Source organism: Bacillus cereus group sp. MYBK30-2 (genome assembly GCF_051915945.1).
Lineage (GTDB): Bacteria > Bacillota > Bacilli > Bacillales > Bacillaceae_G > Bacillus_A > Bacillus_A paramycoides.
Genome location: NZ_JBQAFR010000002.1, coordinates 930,011 through 944,125 on the forward strand (window position 1 = coordinate 930,011; position 14,115 = coordinate 944,125).

Below are 14,115 nucleotides of genomic sequence, written 5' to 3' on the forward strand. Positions count from 1 at the left end.
ACTATTTAAACAGTCCGCACTCTACACTGAAATTAAACGGAGAAAGTGAAATTTTAGTCAACGTTGTTTCTAATCCCTCACTAATTATTAGCCCGCATCAATCGGTTTTCTCACAAGTAGCGAGATAAAAAAAAATAAGGGAAATCCCTTATCTTTTTTTATTGCTATATTTTTTCTTCACTTTTTCACGTTCTGTTGCAAGTTTTCGTTTATAGTTTGGTTTTACTTTTTTCGGCTTTTTAACAACTTTCGTTGCCATAACATCCAGTCCATCACTTGGTTTTTTACGACTCTTACGACGACGACGTTCACCTAAATCCGCCCACTCATCTCCGCGTAAATCTACATGCTTAAACTCGATATGACGTTGTTTTTCTAAACTATCTAACGCTTCTTCATTTGCTGGATCATAAATCGTCACTGCAATACCTGAATGACCCGCACGTGCAGTTCTTCCAACACGGTGAACGAAGAAATCTAAATCTGATGGAAGTTCATAGTTAATAACATGGCTAATTCCTTCAATATCAATACCGCGTGCCGCTAAATCTGTTGCGACAATGTATTGGAACTCTAAATCACGAACTTGTTTCATCATTTTTTTACGATCACGTGGTGATAAATCACCGTGTATACGCCCTACTTTTAACCCACGTTCTGCTAATCCATCGGCTACTTCATCAGCCTTCTTCTTTGTGTTTGTAAAGACAATTGCTAAGTACGGTTTAAATTGAAGTAGCATATTTTTCACTAATTCAATTTTATTACGGTGTCTTGAAGGCACAAGGTAATGCTCAATATTTCCTGCTGCAACTTGTTTCGGATTAATATGAATATGTTCTGGATTCTCCATATATTTCTTCAAAAATGGTTTTAATTTTTGAGGAATTGTTGCAGAGAAAACTAGCATTTGCAAGTTTTTAGGCATACGTGCTGCAATTTTATCTACATCTTGAATGAATCCCATATCAAGCATTAAATCCGCTTCATCGACAATAATAGTATCCGCTTTATAAACAAATAGCGCCTTTTCTTCTACTAAGTCTTTAATACGTCCTGGTGTTCCGACTACAATATGAGGTTGTTTTTTCAACTTTTCAATTGATCGTTGCTTATCAGTTCCACCAATTAAGCAACGTGCTGTAATCATTTGCTCTTCTGCACAGAACTTTGTTAATTTCACGATTTCTTCGTAAATTTGTTGTGCTAACTCACGAGTAGGCGCTGTAATAACAAGTTGTACTTCTTCACGACTTGCATCAATTCTGTTTAATGTAGGAAGTAAGTATGCATGTGTTTTCCCAGAACCAGTTTGGGATTGTCCAATTACACTCACACCTTTTTTCACAACCGGGAAAATTTTCTGTTGAATTCCTGTCGGCTCTGAAAAGCGTAGTTCACGAACTGCATCTATTAAAAATGGTTTAAAATCATACTGTGTAAAAGTTTGTAGTGTCATAAGTTACACCTTCTTTCTAAAATTTCTACTGCGCGCACAAATCAGTCAAGTCTACATTATATCGAAATCTACAAGTAAAATCCATCTTTTCTTTAGTTTAGGTTTTCATCATAAAAACTAACCTTCTTTCCTTCCACTGCATATTGTATGTGTATATACCTAATTGAAGAAAGGAGGATTTCTCATATGTATCCGAAACCCCCTATAGGGCAAATGCATCCTAATCAAGGACATCATTCTTATACACCATACCCAATTCCCCAACTACCACCGATGGCACAAAAAAAGAAAGGTTTTCTTTCTAAACTCTTTAAAAAACACGATCCTACGGAGCCTTTCATGCAAATGGTCCCTCCCTATCGGCAAATGGAAGGGCCGCCGATGATGCACCAGCAAACGCCGCCGCAATATCAACAGCAATACCAGCAACAATACTCACAGCAATATCAACCATATATGCAGCAACATCCTCAACAAATGATACCACCTCAAATGTATGAATCAAATGAAACACGCGGTGCGGCGACAACTACAGCTGCTGCGACATCTAGCAGCGGCATCGGAAGCTTTTTTTCGAATCTAATTTCGAATCCAACTAATATGATAAATAATATCGAAAAAGTATCCCAAGTTGTTCAATCGGTAGGACCTGTCGTCGAGCAATACGGTCCAATTATGCGTAGTCTACCAAGCATTGTTAAAATCCTCACCTCTGGAAAAGGCACGGAGGAAAAACAAGCTGAAGACCAGCCAGGAGAAGTTGAAGTAGTCACTCCACCTCCTCCACCAAAAAAGAGAAAAAGAAAAAAAATTGTGATTGAGCCAATAATAGAAAAAGAATTACCTGAAGAGCCTATCCAACAAATAGCAACAAAACCAAAACTATATGTGTAACAATCCTTTGTTTTCTATCCACTCCTCCTTTATAATGTAATGGACTATGCACAAAAGTATCCCTTGTTTAGAAGGAGAGGATTACTCACATGAAGATTGTTAAAATTTCCCCTCGTGGTTATTGCTACGGCGTTGTTGACGCGATGGTTATTGCACGTAACGCCGCATTAGATAAATCATTACCGAGACCCATTTATATTTTAGGTATGATTGTTCACAATAAGCATGTAACAGATGCTTTCGAAGAGGATGGCATCATTACATTAGACGGTCCAAGTCGATTAGAAATTTTAGATAAAATCGATTCTGGTACTGTTATTTTTACTGCACACGGTGTTTCTCCAGAAGTTAAACAACGTGCAAAAGAAAAAGGTTTAACGACAATCGACGCAACTTGTCCAGACGTTACAAAAACACATGACCTTATTGAAGCAAAGAAAGCTGAAGGATATCATGTCATTTATATCGGCAAAAAAAACCATCCAGAACCAGAAGGCGCAGTTGGTATTGCACCTGATATCGTTCATCTTATCGAAAGAGCTGATGATTTAAGAACATTAGAAATCCCAACGGATAAAATTTTAGTTACGAATCAAACAACAATGAGTCAATGGGATGTTCAACATTTAATGGAGGACATCCAAAAAAAATTCCCAACAGCAGAATTCCATAAGGAAATTTGTTTAGCAACTCAAGTTCGCCAAGAAGCTGTCGCTAAACAAGCTGATGTTGCGGATTTAACAATTGTTGTCGGTGATCCAAAAAGTAACAACTCCAACCGTTTAGCGCAAGTATCACAAGAAATTGCTGGTACGAAAGCATACCGTGTTGCAGATGTAAGTGAAATTCAATTAGAATGGCTACAAGGTATCGAAAACGTCGCAGTTACAGCAGGCGCTTCTACTCCAACGCCAATTACGAAAGAGGTTATAGCTTTCTTAGAGCAATATGACCCAATGAATCCAGCTACATGGGACAGAACTCGAAATGTACCACTTCAAAAGATTTTGCCACGTGTAAAAGTAAAGAAACAGCAATAATAAAAACCGTTGCCTACATGAGCAACGGTTTTCGTTATTTTTATACAAATGTGAAAGGATCCGTATGTAACTGCGAAGCATGAATTTGCACATTAAATTTCTTTTCATCTACTTTGTTTTGCAATTGTTTTTGTACGCCTTGCTTCATTACTTTTTCAACATTATGTCCTGGGTCAACTATATTTAAACCGAGCATCATCGCATCGTGAGCAACATGATAATACATATCACCCGTTACATATACATCTGCCCCTTTAAATTTCGCTTGGTTTATGTATTTATTACCGTCACCACCAAGCACAGCAACTTTACGCACTTTATCTTCTAACTTCCCAACAACTCTTGCACCCTTCACATGTAATGATTGTTTCACGTGTTCAGCAAACTGCCCAAGTGTCATTTCTTCTTGTAAATATCCTATTTTACCAAGACCTAATGTTTCACCTTTATTATCCAGCGGATATATATCATAGGCCACTTCTTCATATGGATGAGCTACCAACATCGCTTTAATAATTTTTCTTTGTAGTGAAGCTGGAATAATTGTTTCGATACGCACCTCGTCCACACGCTCTAACTGCCCAGTTTCCCCGATATAAGGATTTGTCCCTTCTCTAGGGATAAACGTACCTACCCCTTCACTACCGAACGTACAGTGGCTATAATTACCGATATAACCAGCACCCGCATCTCCAAGAGCTTTGCGCACCTCTTCTGCATGAGTTACTGGAACAAATACAGCAATTTTTTTCATTTCTTCTGCGTATGTCGGAACTAATACTTCTGTATTTTGTAACCCTAATGCATCAGCAAGTAAATCATTTACCCCGCCTGTAGCAATGTCTACATTTGTATGGGCCGCATAAACTGCAATATCATTTTTAATACACGTTTCAATAATTCTTCCGTACGCCTTATCTGTATGAATCGCTTTTAACGGATTAAAAATTAGAGGGTGATGCGCAATAATGACATTCGCTCCTAATTGAATCGCCTCGTCCACAACTTCCTCCGTTACATCTAACGCTATTAATACGTGCTGAACAGGTTTATTAAGCGCTCCAATCTGTAAGCCAATCTTATCCCCTTCCATCGCTAAATGCTTCGGATACATACCTTCAAATAAAGAAATAATTTCATGGCCATTCGGAATTTTACTCATGATAAAACCTCCCCTATCATTTTCATTTTCGCTTCTACTTCTGCACGCTTCACTTTTGTCTCTTCAGACTCTGCTGCACGCTCTAACTGCTTTAAAATATTTTGGAAGTTTTTCAATTCCCCTTCCCACTTTTCAACAAAAGCCTCACTTTTTTCTTTTATTAAAAATGGACCCATAAATAATTCAGCTTGTTTATGTTCAGAGTAAGGTACTGTGATATCTCCTCGCTCTCCGACTAAAATCTCATAAATTTTCCCGTCTTCTTTTACGATTTTTTCATGGATAAGCTCCCAGCCATTCTCAATAAACCATTCACGAATATGATGTGCAGCAATATTAGGCTGTAAGATTAAACGCGTTACACCTTTTAATTTTTCTTTACCACTTTCTAAAATGTCACGAATTAACGCTCCACCCATACCAGCAATCGTAATAACATCTACTTCTCCTGGGGTAATAACAGCTAACCCATTACCTTTACGAACATCTACTTTATCTTGCAAGCCACTCTCAGCTACAGTCGCTTGCGCAGAGCGAAACGGCCCATCTACAACTTCTCCTGCAACTGCTTTTGTAGCAATATTATTTATAATTGTATAACACGGTAAATACGCATGATCCGACCCAATATCAGCTACTGTAGATCCTACCGGAATCTCCCGCACAACTTCTTCTAATCGTTTTGAAAGCTTTACTTCATTCATGTATTTCCATTACTCCTTCTCTTGTCAGTCTGTCTCCATGATAATGAATTTATAGTAGTTGTTGCAAGTCCATAACAACACTTCAATTCTCTATTACTAATCGTATTTTAGAAAGTATAGAAAAACAAGCCTTTTGCACAAAAGCAAAAGGCTTGTAATACGAAACTTTATTTTTTCTTCGATAACCAATCAGCTACTTTAGCTGCTTGATCAGCTGGAACTACATTTGGTGGCATATTCCCTTTTCCTTTTGAAAGAATTTCTTTAATTTCATCTTTCGAGAGTTTCCCACCAATTTTTTGTAAATTAGGTCCTACTGCTCCTTGTAACTGATCACCATGACAGCTCGTACAGCTTTGCTTCACAATATCCTCTGGCTTTGATATTGTTTGTGCTGGTTTCCCGCCATTTTTTGCATCAGCTAACTCTTTAGATTTATGTAGCCCTTGAAATGAAAATACAAACATAACGATAATACCTAATGCTGCAATAAGAGCGAACGGAATCAGCGGATTACGTTTCATATCTCTTCTCCCCCCTCTATACCCCTAAATAGTTAGATGATTCAGTCATTTCCATTGTACTTGAAAACGCTCTATCAGAAAAGAGTAAACTATTACTTGTTGAAAATATTCCATAAATTCAGTTTATTGATTTTCACTATTATATCGCATATTATTTCGATAATTATTAACGTTTCTCATCATATTTTTCACTTTTCTACATATTTTTTTGTATAGAATAAACAAAATTAATCGAAAAATCGAAAAATGAGCATTTGCAAATCAAAAGACAATTCTGTAAAATAAATTACAAGAAATTGTAATCGTTGCTGATAGCTAAATTTTAACAAAAATTAACAAATTAAAAAAGTTTACTTCACAATCGTGAAGTAAACTTAAAAATAACCTATTCTAAGAAATCCTTAAGACGTTTACTACGGCTCGGATGTCTTAATTTGCGAAGTGCTTTTGCTTCAATTTGACGAATACGTTCTCTCGTTACGCCGAATACTTTCCCAACTTCTTCAAGCGTACGAGTTCGTCCATCATCTAAACCAAAACGAAGACGCAGAACATTTTCTTCACGATCTGTTAGTGTATCTAACACATCTTCTAATTGTTCTTTTAGCAATTCATACGCTGCATGGTCCGCAGGCGATGTTGCTTCTTGGTCTTCAATAAAGTCACCTAAATGGGAGTCGTCTTCTTCACCAATCGGTGTTTCAAGAGAAACTGGCTCCTGTGCAATTTTTAAGATTTCGCGTACTTTTTCTGGAGCAAGATCCATTTCTTCACCAATCTCTTCAGGAGATGGTTCGCGTCCTAAATCTTGTAATAATTGACGTTGTACACGAATTAACTTATTAATTGTTTCAACCATATGAACTGGAATACGAATTGTTCGCGCTTGGTCTGCAATCGCACGTGTAATAGCTTGGCGAATCCACCAAGTTGCATACGTACTAAATTTAAAACCTTTGCGATAATCGAACTTTTCAACCGCTTTAATTAGACCCATATTCCCTTCTTGGATTAAGTCTAAGAAAAGCATACCGCGGCCCACATAGCGCTTTGCAATACTTACTACAAGACGTAAGTTTGCTTCTGCAAGACGGCGTTTTGCTTCTTCATCGCCTTCTTCAATACGTGTCGCAAGTCGAATTTCTTCTTCAGCGGATAGTAAGTCAACGCGACCAATTTCTTTTAAGTACATACGAACAGGATCATTGATTTTCACACCTGGTGGCACACTTAAATCATTGAGGTCGAATTCTTCTTCCGTTTTTGTAATTTGGCGATTATTAGGACCTTCGTCGTTGTCATTGTCACCAACTAAGTCAATCCCTTGTTCACCTAAATATTCGTAGTATTCATCCATTTGGTCGGATTCAATTTCAAATCCATTCATGCGTTCTGCAATCTCTTCATATGTAAGAACGCCACGTTTTTTTCCGAGCTCAGTGAGTTGTTCTTTCACTTGCTCAAGGGTCATTTCAGTTTCAATTTGTTTAGAACGAGCTGGTTTGTCAGCCATCTGTTCCCCTCCTTACGCGAGATACAAACATTCATTATACTAAAATTTTATCGAAAAAGCTATTTTCTTGCTTTTTGATTTTGTAAATATGCTACATAATATTTAGCAGCCTCTACAGGATCTGTTTTTTCCATTTGTTTTACTTTAAAGATAATTTCCATCTTTTCAAGTTTTTCCTTATGACGTCTGAGCGCCTCCAAATGGCCTTGTAACGCTTCTTCTGTGTATTCTGGATTAATAAATTCATCCGTCGAAATATCAGTGATAATATTTTTCAACTTTTCATCAGAGAGCCAACTTAAAAATGTTCCGACTGAAGGTTCATTTCCCTTTTCATAATATGCGTATAGTTCATATAAAATCCCTTTATGTTCTTCTGTATAAAAATCTTCTATATGAGATTCCATACGCACTGCCACTTCTGCACTTTGCAACATATGGTAAATAATTTCTCTTTCTGCTCTTTCAAAACCTGTTAATTTCGGTTTAGTTTGAACAATTTGAGATGGCTTAGAGACCTGCTTTATTTGTTTTTGCTGTACCTTTTGTTCTTTGCGATATTGGTGTAATTGATTCAAAAGTGTTTCCATTGAATACGAAAATTCTTGCGATAATGACTTTAAATATGACTCGGCCTGCATCGCGTCCTGCAACAATGATAACTCTTTTAAAACACTTTTCACATATTCTTCTTTGCCAGACTCATCTTGCAAATTTTTCCCTAAACGCAAATAATTTATTTTGAAACCAACAAAACTTATACTTGATTTCACAAGATTTTCAAAAGCCGTTGTTCCATATTGTTGCACATATTCATCAGGGTCAAGCTTATCTGGCAATGGTGTAACTTTCACTTGGCAACCAACTTGCAATAATAATTGCCCTGCTTTCATCGTCGCTTCTCGCCCTGCTTTATCACCATCATAGCAAAGAACAACAGTTTCAACGTTACGTCGCAGAAGTTTCGCTTGTTCTTCAGTTAAAGCCGTTCCCATTGTCGCAACAGCTTCTTCCACGCCACTTTTTACCGCGGCTAGCACATCGGCATAACCTTCAAATAGGACAACCTGCCCACGTTTTCTAATAAACGGTCTTGCTTGGTGGAAATTATACAACAGCTTACTTTTGTGAAAAATCGGTGTTTCAGGACTATTTAAATATTTCGGAGTATCATCTCCTAGTGCCCTTCCACTAAACGCTATCACCTTACCTTGTAAAGTATATATCGGAAACATAACCCTTCCTCGGAAGCGGTCATAATGACTGCCATCCTTCTCACTTCTTACAAGAAGGCCAGCTTGTTCCATACTAGATAGCGACAAACCTCTTTTTTGTAAAATTTTCGTTGCTGCATCCCAAGCTGGTGATGCATAACCAATTTCAAATTTCTCTATCATCTCTTTTGTAATACCACGTTTTAATAAATACGAAAGTGCTTCATTTCCCTCTTCTGTATTTACTAATAAATGATGATAATACTTTTTCAAAAGCTCATGAGCCTGTTGCATGATGACAGTGTCATCAGATATGTCTTCTTGTTGTCCTTGCCCTGATGTATACTCTGCAATTGCAATTCCATTTCTTTCACCAAGCTTTTGAACAGCCTCGGTGAAAGCAAGTCCTTCCATTTTCATGAGAAAGGAAAATACATTTCCACCTTCTCCACATCCGAAGCAATGAAAGATTTGCTTATCAGATGAAACAGAGAATGAAGGTGAATTCTCACCATGAAATGGACAAAGGCCGAAATAGTTACGCCCCTGCTTTCTAAGTTGAACATACTCACCAATAACTTCTACAATATCGGATGATGTCCGAATCTGTTCAACAACTTCTTCGGGAATTCTGTTCCCCATAACTCCATCTCCGTGTCGTATTTTGTATTCGATATAAATTAAAAGATTCCTTTATAATTCGACAATATTTTTTCTAAATTTATTAGAAAGTGCTGTCGATCACGTTGTGTAAATGATTTTGAGCCTTTCGTATAAGCCCCCTGCGTAACTTCGCAGATACATACCTACTATATAAAATTGTATCCATTTGCTCATCTGTTACAAATGTACCTCTTGGAGACAATGCCTATACTCCATTTTTTCACAAGAAGACTAGCAAGACCCACATCCTGTGTGATCATGAGATCTGTAACTTTTGCATGTTGATATATATAAAAATCAACTTCATCTTGCTCAGAATCTACATAGACCCAATTCCTTGCTGTTTTCTTGAACGATGAGCATGCGATGCGACAAACAAAATTTCGACATAAATTTTTTGTTCCAACTTGCACAATTTCATCCTTCACGGGACATGCATCTGCATCAACTAATATCTTACTGATGTTTTGCATATTTCTGTATTCTACATCCCTTCTGTGAATCCTTCCATAATGTGCGTTTTCTTGTTTAGATTTTGTCGATTTAACGTAATTACATGTCTTTTTCGCAAATCCTATCCCTAGTTTATTCTGAAAAATTAAAGTCTAAACGTAAAATATAGGTTTTTATCACAATTTTTTATTATAATATATTTTCTTCAACTACGCTACATATCCCTTTAATTTTCATCTTACATTTAAAGATAACAAAATCGTTCCTTTAGCATAATAAAAAAACGGAAGAATATAAGTATAACCATTCCGCTATATTCTATTACTAAGCCGAAAGTTCATAATCTATTTCGCATTTTCCTCTACCTACTTCTCACGAGCGAAAAAAGCACATTCACCTTTGGTAAATGTGCTAAAACATTTTTTGGTTTTGCACTGCATTCACAATAATATTTGCCGTTTCCTCAATCGCCTTATTTGATACATCGATCACTTGACAATTTATTTTACTCACTACATTCTCAAAATGAATGATTTCTTCTTTAATACGATTAATATTTGCATATGTTGCTCCATCACTTAATCCAAGTGATTTTAATCGTTCTTTTCGAATATGATTTAACTTATCCGGTGTAATTTTCAAACCGAAACATTTCTCTTTTGCCACTTGATATAATTCCTCAGGTGGATCCACTTCCGGTACAAGTGGTACATTAGCAACTTTCAAACGTTTGTTATGCGCTAAATATTGTGAAAGTGGTGTTTTTGATGTACGTGAAATTCCAATCAACACGATATCAGCTTTTAAAATACCACGTGCATCTCTGCCATCATCATACTTAACTGCAAATTCAATCGCTTCAATTTTTTTAAAGTACTCTTCATCTAATCTTCGAACGACACCTGGCTCATACCTTGGTACTTGCCCTGTAATTTCTTCAATTTGATCGATAAGAGGTCCGATAATATCGTATGCCTCTACTCCTTCTTTTGCCGCTTCTGTCAATAAATATTGACGCATATCAGGCTTTACTAACGTAAAACAAATAAGCGCTTGATTGCTCTTGGCAATCGAGATCACTTCTTTTAATGTCCCTGTATCTTCTACATACGGTACACGTCTAATATCAGGAGCGAATGGGAACTGCCCCATTGCCGCTCTAACAACCAAATCAGCCGTTTCTCCTACAGAGTCAGATACGACATATACGATTTTATTATCCATTACATTACCTCACTTTAAACAAATTACACTTATTCGTTATTTACTAAATTGACAAACGCACGCGTAATATTTGTTTTTGTAATTCGTCCAATCACTTCTAGACCTTGTTGCGTATCCTTTACAACTGGCATCGCATCAATCTGTCTTTCTATTAATTCCATCGCAATATCATATAAAGAATCCTCCCTGCGACACATCGCAATGTTTGGCATCCTTGTCATGATAATATTAACCGGAAGAGAGGTTAAATCCTGCTTTCCTAAGCTAGCTCGCAATAAATCTTTACGAGATACAACGCCAACTAATAAAGTAGATTGATCTACAACAAATAATGTACCAACATCCTCTAGAAACATAGTACAGATTGCATCGTATACTGATACATTTTTATCAATTACAGCCGGTCTAGATTGATAATCTTGCACTTTAATTTTCTTAACAGCTTCAGATAATAGCTGTCCCCCAGTTTTACCCGTATAAAAATAACCTACGCGTGGACGCGCTTCTAAATAACCAGCCATCGTTAAAATTGCTAAGTCTGGTCTTAGCGTTGCACGTGTTAAACCCAATTGCGCAGCAATTGACTCCCCTGTAATAGGACCGTGATCTTTTACAATCTGAATGATATGTTCTTGCCGTTTATTCAGCTCTATGATAATCACCACCTTTAATGCACAACGAAAAAAGTTATACTATCTCTTAAATATTATATACTAAATATGCTATTCGAAAAAGAAAGTATGTAAAAAGGACCGTATACGGCCCTAATTATATCTGAAACTTATCAAGTTGTTCTAGAAAACGCCTTGATTTCAAATAAATCCCACAATATTCATCATAATATGTATTCAATACTGTGCGCATTTGTTTTTTTGTACTATCCTTCACCGATACATTACCGAGCCGGTGTAGATCGAAGTGAAAAAAGAGACGTAATAATTTATGAACAGCCTCTCCCACCGGGATACGATACGGATCTTGCTCCGCATGACGCAAGCACAGAAAACCACCTTCTCGGACAGAGAAGGCGACAAAATCTGTTGCTTGATGACAAATAGCACATGTATCAAAATACGGGCGCATCCCTAATACCGGAAGCATTTTCGTTTGATAAATTAACGATAATACCTCTGGGTCAACACCCTCACACATATAATGCAACGTTTGATATAACATTTCAAATAAATACGGATTATGCTTCTTATCTTCTGTTGCTTTATCAGTTAATTCAATAATAAATGATGCATAAGCAGTTAAAAATATATCCTCACGAATTTCTTTCATAGATGAAATAATCTCGCCTTGTTGCAAAGTTCCAAGTCCAGATCCCATTTGAATAAGAAAATGACCATGTGTCATAAGTTGCGAAATAGCTGCTAACCGACTTTTCGGTTTTTTCGCCCCTCTTGCCATTGCACTTACCTTACCAAATTCCCGTGAGAATATTGTAACAATCTTGTTCGTTTCTCCGTAATCTGTCGTACGGATAACAATGCCCTCAACTTTTTGAAACATGTTCGTCACCATCCAAGGTTTGAACAAAACGGGTCAAGAAATTGGAGAATCTAAATGCGCTAACTCCTCTTCATGTTGATCCATCTCATCGTTTACGTCTTTTTCCATTTCTTTCAAAAGCAAGTACGTTTCAATGCTTCCTGTTTTGGAGAAAAACTTCCAGGTAAAATCTAGCATAAGAATCCACCTTTCTCAATAAGCGTAGCCTATAAACCAATTTCTTTTGTTGTTATTAAATTGACCCATTTTGTTCATTTTCATGTGAGAAAAATTTTTCCTAATTTATCAAGGTTTATGAAAACCAATAATCAGTGGATGAACAAAACATCCACTGATCACAACTTTACTTCATATTAATATTCGTCTTCACGGAAACCAAGGTCACGCAGCTGTGACATTTTATTGCGCCAATCTTTTTGCACTTTCACCCATACTTCTAAAAATACTTTAGAACCGAGAAGTGCTTCAATGTCAAAGCGAGCTCGCTTACCGACTTCTTTTAACATCTTCCCTTGCTTACCGATAATAATTCCTTTTTGTGATGCGCGTTCAACAACAATCGTTGCATTTATATAAACTGCCCCGCCTTCACGTTTTTGAATTGCATCAATAACAACAGCTACAGAATGCGGCACTTCTTCACGTGTTAAATGTAGTACTTTTTCACGAATAAGCTCTGCAATAATAAATCGCTCTGGATGATCCGTTACTTGATTATCTGGGTAGTATTGTGGTCCTTCTGGTAAATACTTTTTAATTGCTCCAATTAACGCTTCCACATTATTACCGTCTAATGCAGAAATTGGTACAATCTCCGCAAACTCATGTAGCTTACGGTATTGATCAATTAACTCTAATAATTGCTCTGGATGAACTTGATCAATTTTATTAATTACCAAAAATACCGGTTGTTTCGTTTCTTGTAATTTCTCAATAATGAATTCCTCACCACGACCAAATCCTTCAGTTGCATTGACCATAAACAGAACAATATCAACTTCTTTCAATGTCGTTTGAGCCATCTTCACCATGAAGTCACCTAGTTTATGTTTAGGTTTATGTATTCCTGGTGTATCAATGAAAATCACTTGTGAATCATTTTCTGTATATACACCTTGAATTTTATTACGAGTTGTTTGTGGCTTGTCACTCATAATGGCAATCTTCTGGCCGATAATACGATTTAAAAATGTAGATTTCCCAACATTCGGTCTGCCAATAATAGAGACAAAACCTGATTTGTAACCTTTTCTATTCATGTAAATCCTCCGCTAAAAATGCTCCTGGTAACAATTCTCCGACTGTTGTCTCTTGAACGTCACCATGTAAGTTTGATAAGTATACTTTCGTATCCTGTTTACATAATTCTACCATAACTTGTCGACATGCTCCACAAGGAGGTACTGGGCGCTTTGTATCCGCTACGACTGCAATAGCTACAAACTCTTTATCCCCTTCAGAAATCGCCTTAAATAAAGCTGTTCTTTCTGCACAGTTACATAAACCATATGATGCATTTTCAACATTACATCCACGATATATTTTTCCATCTTTAGTTAGTAAAGCTGCACCTACTTGAAATTTAGAATATGGTACGTACGCTTGTTTACGCGCTTCGGTTGCTTCTTGAATTAATTGTTTGCTATTCATATTCCCGCATCCTTTCCGTTCACAGATGTGAATAGATACATTCTTTCATTAAAGGCCTTCACGGCGCTCCCAAAGCTTAATAAAAGCTTCGGAATGCCAA

15 protein-coding genes are annotated in these 14,115 nt (G+C 36.9%); 2 read left to right on the forward strand and 13 right to left on the reverse strand.

Going from position 1 to position 14,115, the window contains the following annotated elements:
* Nucleotides 1–148 precede the first annotated feature (148 nt).
* The gene (locus ACTFQM_RS16415) at nt 149–1,459 is read right to left on the reverse strand and encodes a DEAD/DEAH box helicase (protein ID WP_002173490.1); all 1,311 of its coding nucleotides are present in this window, start codon (nt 1,457–1,459) and stop codon (nt 149–151) included.
* A gap of 186 nt (nt 1,460–1,645) precedes the next feature.
* Between ACTFQM_RS16415 and vrrA the strand changes: the two genes are divergently transcribed.
* On the forward strand, nt 1,646–2,353 hold the full coding sequence (gene vrrA / locus ACTFQM_RS16420; protein WP_440035232.1) for a VrrA/YqfQ family protein: 708 nt from the start codon (nt 1,646–1,648) through the stop codon (nt 2,351–2,353).
* Between the two features lie 89 nt (nt 2,354–2,442).
* Nucleotides 2,443–3,393, forward strand: a complete 951-nt coding sequence (locus ACTFQM_RS16425) for a 4-hydroxy-3-methylbut-2-enyl diphosphate reductase (RefSeq protein WP_025147417.1) — start codon at nt 2,443–2,445, stop codon at nt 3,391–3,393.
* Between the two features lie 40 nt (nt 3,394–3,433).
* Here ACTFQM_RS16425 and ACTFQM_RS16430 read toward each other — a convergent pair whose 3' ends face one another.
* The 12 genes from ACTFQM_RS16430 to ACTFQM_RS16485 all read right to left on the reverse strand — a co-directional run bounded on the left by ACTFQM_RS16430 (nt 3,434) and on the right by ACTFQM_RS16485 (nt 14,015).
* Nucleotides 3,434–4,555: a Nif3-like dinuclear metal center hexameric protein gene (locus ACTFQM_RS16430; protein WP_440035233.1), complete on the reverse strand. Its 1,122-nt coding sequence runs from the start codon at nt 4,553–4,555 to the stop codon at nt 3,434–3,436.
* Complete coding sequence (locus ACTFQM_RS16435; protein WP_440035235.1) at nt 4,552–5,259, reverse strand: tRNA (adenine(22)-N(1))-methyltransferase; 708 nt, start codon at nt 5,257–5,259, stop codon at nt 4,552–4,554. Before ACTFQM_RS16435 ends, ACTFQM_RS16430 begins: the two co-directional genes overlap by 4 nt.
* A gap of 167 nt (nt 5,260–5,426) precedes the next feature.
* Nucleotides 5,427–5,783: a cytochrome c550 gene (gene cccA, locus ACTFQM_RS16440; protein WP_440035236.1), complete on the reverse strand. Its 357-nt coding sequence runs from the start codon at nt 5,781–5,783 to the stop codon at nt 5,427–5,429.
* A 385-nt stretch (nt 5,784–6,168) separates the two neighbouring features.
* Complete coding sequence (gene rpoD, locus ACTFQM_RS16445) at nt 6,169–7,296, reverse strand: RNA polymerase sigma factor RpoD (protein ID WP_000764062.1); 1,128 nt, start codon at nt 7,294–7,296, stop codon at nt 6,169–6,171.
* Between the two features lie 59 nt (nt 7,297–7,355).
* Nucleotides 7,356–9,152 carry a DNA primase gene (gene dnaG / locus ACTFQM_RS16450; protein ID WP_048374210.1) on the reverse strand — a complete coding sequence of 599 codons (1,797 nt, stop codon included), beginning with the start codon at nt 9,150–9,152 and terminating at the stop codon, nt 7,356–7,358.
* Between the two features lie 191 nt (nt 9,153–9,343).
* Complete coding sequence (locus ACTFQM_RS16455; protein ID WP_440035238.1) at nt 9,344–9,646, reverse strand: DUF188 domain-containing protein; 303 nt, start codon at nt 9,644–9,646, stop codon at nt 9,344–9,346.
* Between the two features lie 391 nt (nt 9,647–10,037).
* The gene (locus tag ACTFQM_RS16460) at nt 10,038–10,850 is read right to left on the reverse strand and encodes a pyruvate, water dikinase regulatory protein (protein WP_048374211.1); all 813 of its coding nucleotides are present in this window, start codon (nt 10,848–10,850) and stop codon (nt 10,038–10,040) included.
* A 29-nt stretch (nt 10,851–10,879) separates the two neighbouring features.
* Nucleotides 10,880–11,512 (reverse strand): helix-turn-helix transcriptional regulator, encoded by a 633-nt coding sequence (locus tag ACTFQM_RS16465; RefSeq protein WP_265622168.1) that lies wholly within the window; start codon nt 11,510–11,512, stop codon nt 10,880–10,882.
* A 106-nt stretch (nt 11,513–11,618) separates the two neighbouring features.
* Nucleotides 11,619–12,365, reverse strand: a complete 747-nt coding sequence (gene recO / locus ACTFQM_RS16470; protein ID WP_440035239.1) for a DNA repair protein RecO — start codon at nt 12,363–12,365, stop codon at nt 11,619–11,621.
* A gap of 33 nt (nt 12,366–12,398) precedes the next feature.
* Entirely contained in the window at nt 12,399–12,542 is a 144-nt protein-coding gene (locus ACTFQM_RS16475) for a YqzL family protein (RefSeq protein WP_000883924.1), read from the reverse strand.
* A gap of 176 nt (nt 12,543–12,718) precedes the next feature.
* Complete coding sequence (gene era / locus ACTFQM_RS16480) at nt 12,719–13,624, reverse strand: GTPase Era (RefSeq protein WP_001080234.1); 906 nt, start codon at nt 13,622–13,624, stop codon at nt 12,719–12,721.
* A complete protein-coding gene (locus ACTFQM_RS16485; protein ID WP_002173499.1) occupies nt 13,617–14,015 on the reverse strand; it encodes a cytidine deaminase in 399 nt (132 codons plus the stop codon). Before ACTFQM_RS16485 ends, era begins: the two co-directional genes overlap by 8 nt.
* Nucleotides 14,016–14,115 lie beyond the last annotated feature (100 nt).

Excerpts from the sequence above, each read along its gene's own strand:
- ACTFQM_RS16455 (WP_440035238.1), bottom strand. The coding sequence starts at position 9,646 with ATGCAAAACATCAGTAAGATATTAGTTGATGCAGATGCATGTCCCGTG.
- ACTFQM_RS16475 (WP_000883924.1), bottom strand. The coding sequence starts at position 12,542 with ATGCTAGATTTTACCTGGAAGTTTTTCTCCAAAACAGGAAGCATTGAA.
- vrrA (WP_440035232.1), top strand. The coding sequence starts at position 1,646 with ATGTATCCGAAACCCCCTATAGGGCAAATGCATCCTAATCAAGGACAT.
- ACTFQM_RS16415 (WP_002173490.1), bottom strand. The coding sequence starts at position 1,459 with ATGACACTACAAACTTTTACACAGTATGATTTTAAACCATTTTTAATA.
- rpoD (WP_000764062.1), bottom strand. The coding sequence starts at position 7,296 with ATGGCTGACAAACCAGCTCGTTCTAAACAAATTGAAACTGAAATGACC.
- ACTFQM_RS16430 (WP_440035233.1), bottom strand. The coding sequence starts at position 4,555 with ATGAGTAAAATTCCGAATGGCCATGAAATTATTTCTTTATTTGAAGGT.
- cccA (WP_440035236.1), bottom strand. The coding sequence starts at position 5,783 with ATGAAACGTAATCCGCTGATTCCGTTCGCTCTTATTGCAGCATTAGGT.
- ACTFQM_RS16460 (WP_048374211.1), bottom strand. The coding sequence starts at position 10,850 with ATGGATAATAAAATCGTATATGTCGTATCTGACTCTGTAGGAGAAACG.
- ACTFQM_RS16485 (WP_002173499.1), bottom strand. The coding sequence starts at position 14,015 with ATGAATAGCAAACAATTAATTCAAGAAGCAACCGAAGCGCGTAAACAA.
- era (WP_001080234.1), bottom strand. The coding sequence starts at position 13,624 with ATGAATAGAAAAGGTTACAAATCAGGTTTTGTCTCTATTATTGGCAGA.
- dnaG (WP_048374210.1), bottom strand. The coding sequence starts at position 9,152 with ATGGGGAACAGAATTCCCGAAGAAGTTGTTGAACAGATTCGGACATCA.
- ACTFQM_RS16435 (WP_440035235.1), bottom strand. The coding sequence starts at position 5,259 with ATGAATGAAGTAAAGCTTTCAAAACGATTAGAAGAAGTTGTGCGGGAG.
- recO (WP_440035239.1), bottom strand. The coding sequence starts at position 12,365 with ATGTTTCAAAAAGTTGAGGGCATTGTTATCCGTACGACAGATTACGGA.
- ACTFQM_RS16425 (WP_025147417.1), top strand. The coding sequence starts at position 2,443 with ATGAAGATTGTTAAAATTTCCCCTCGTGGTTATTGCTACGGCGTTGTT.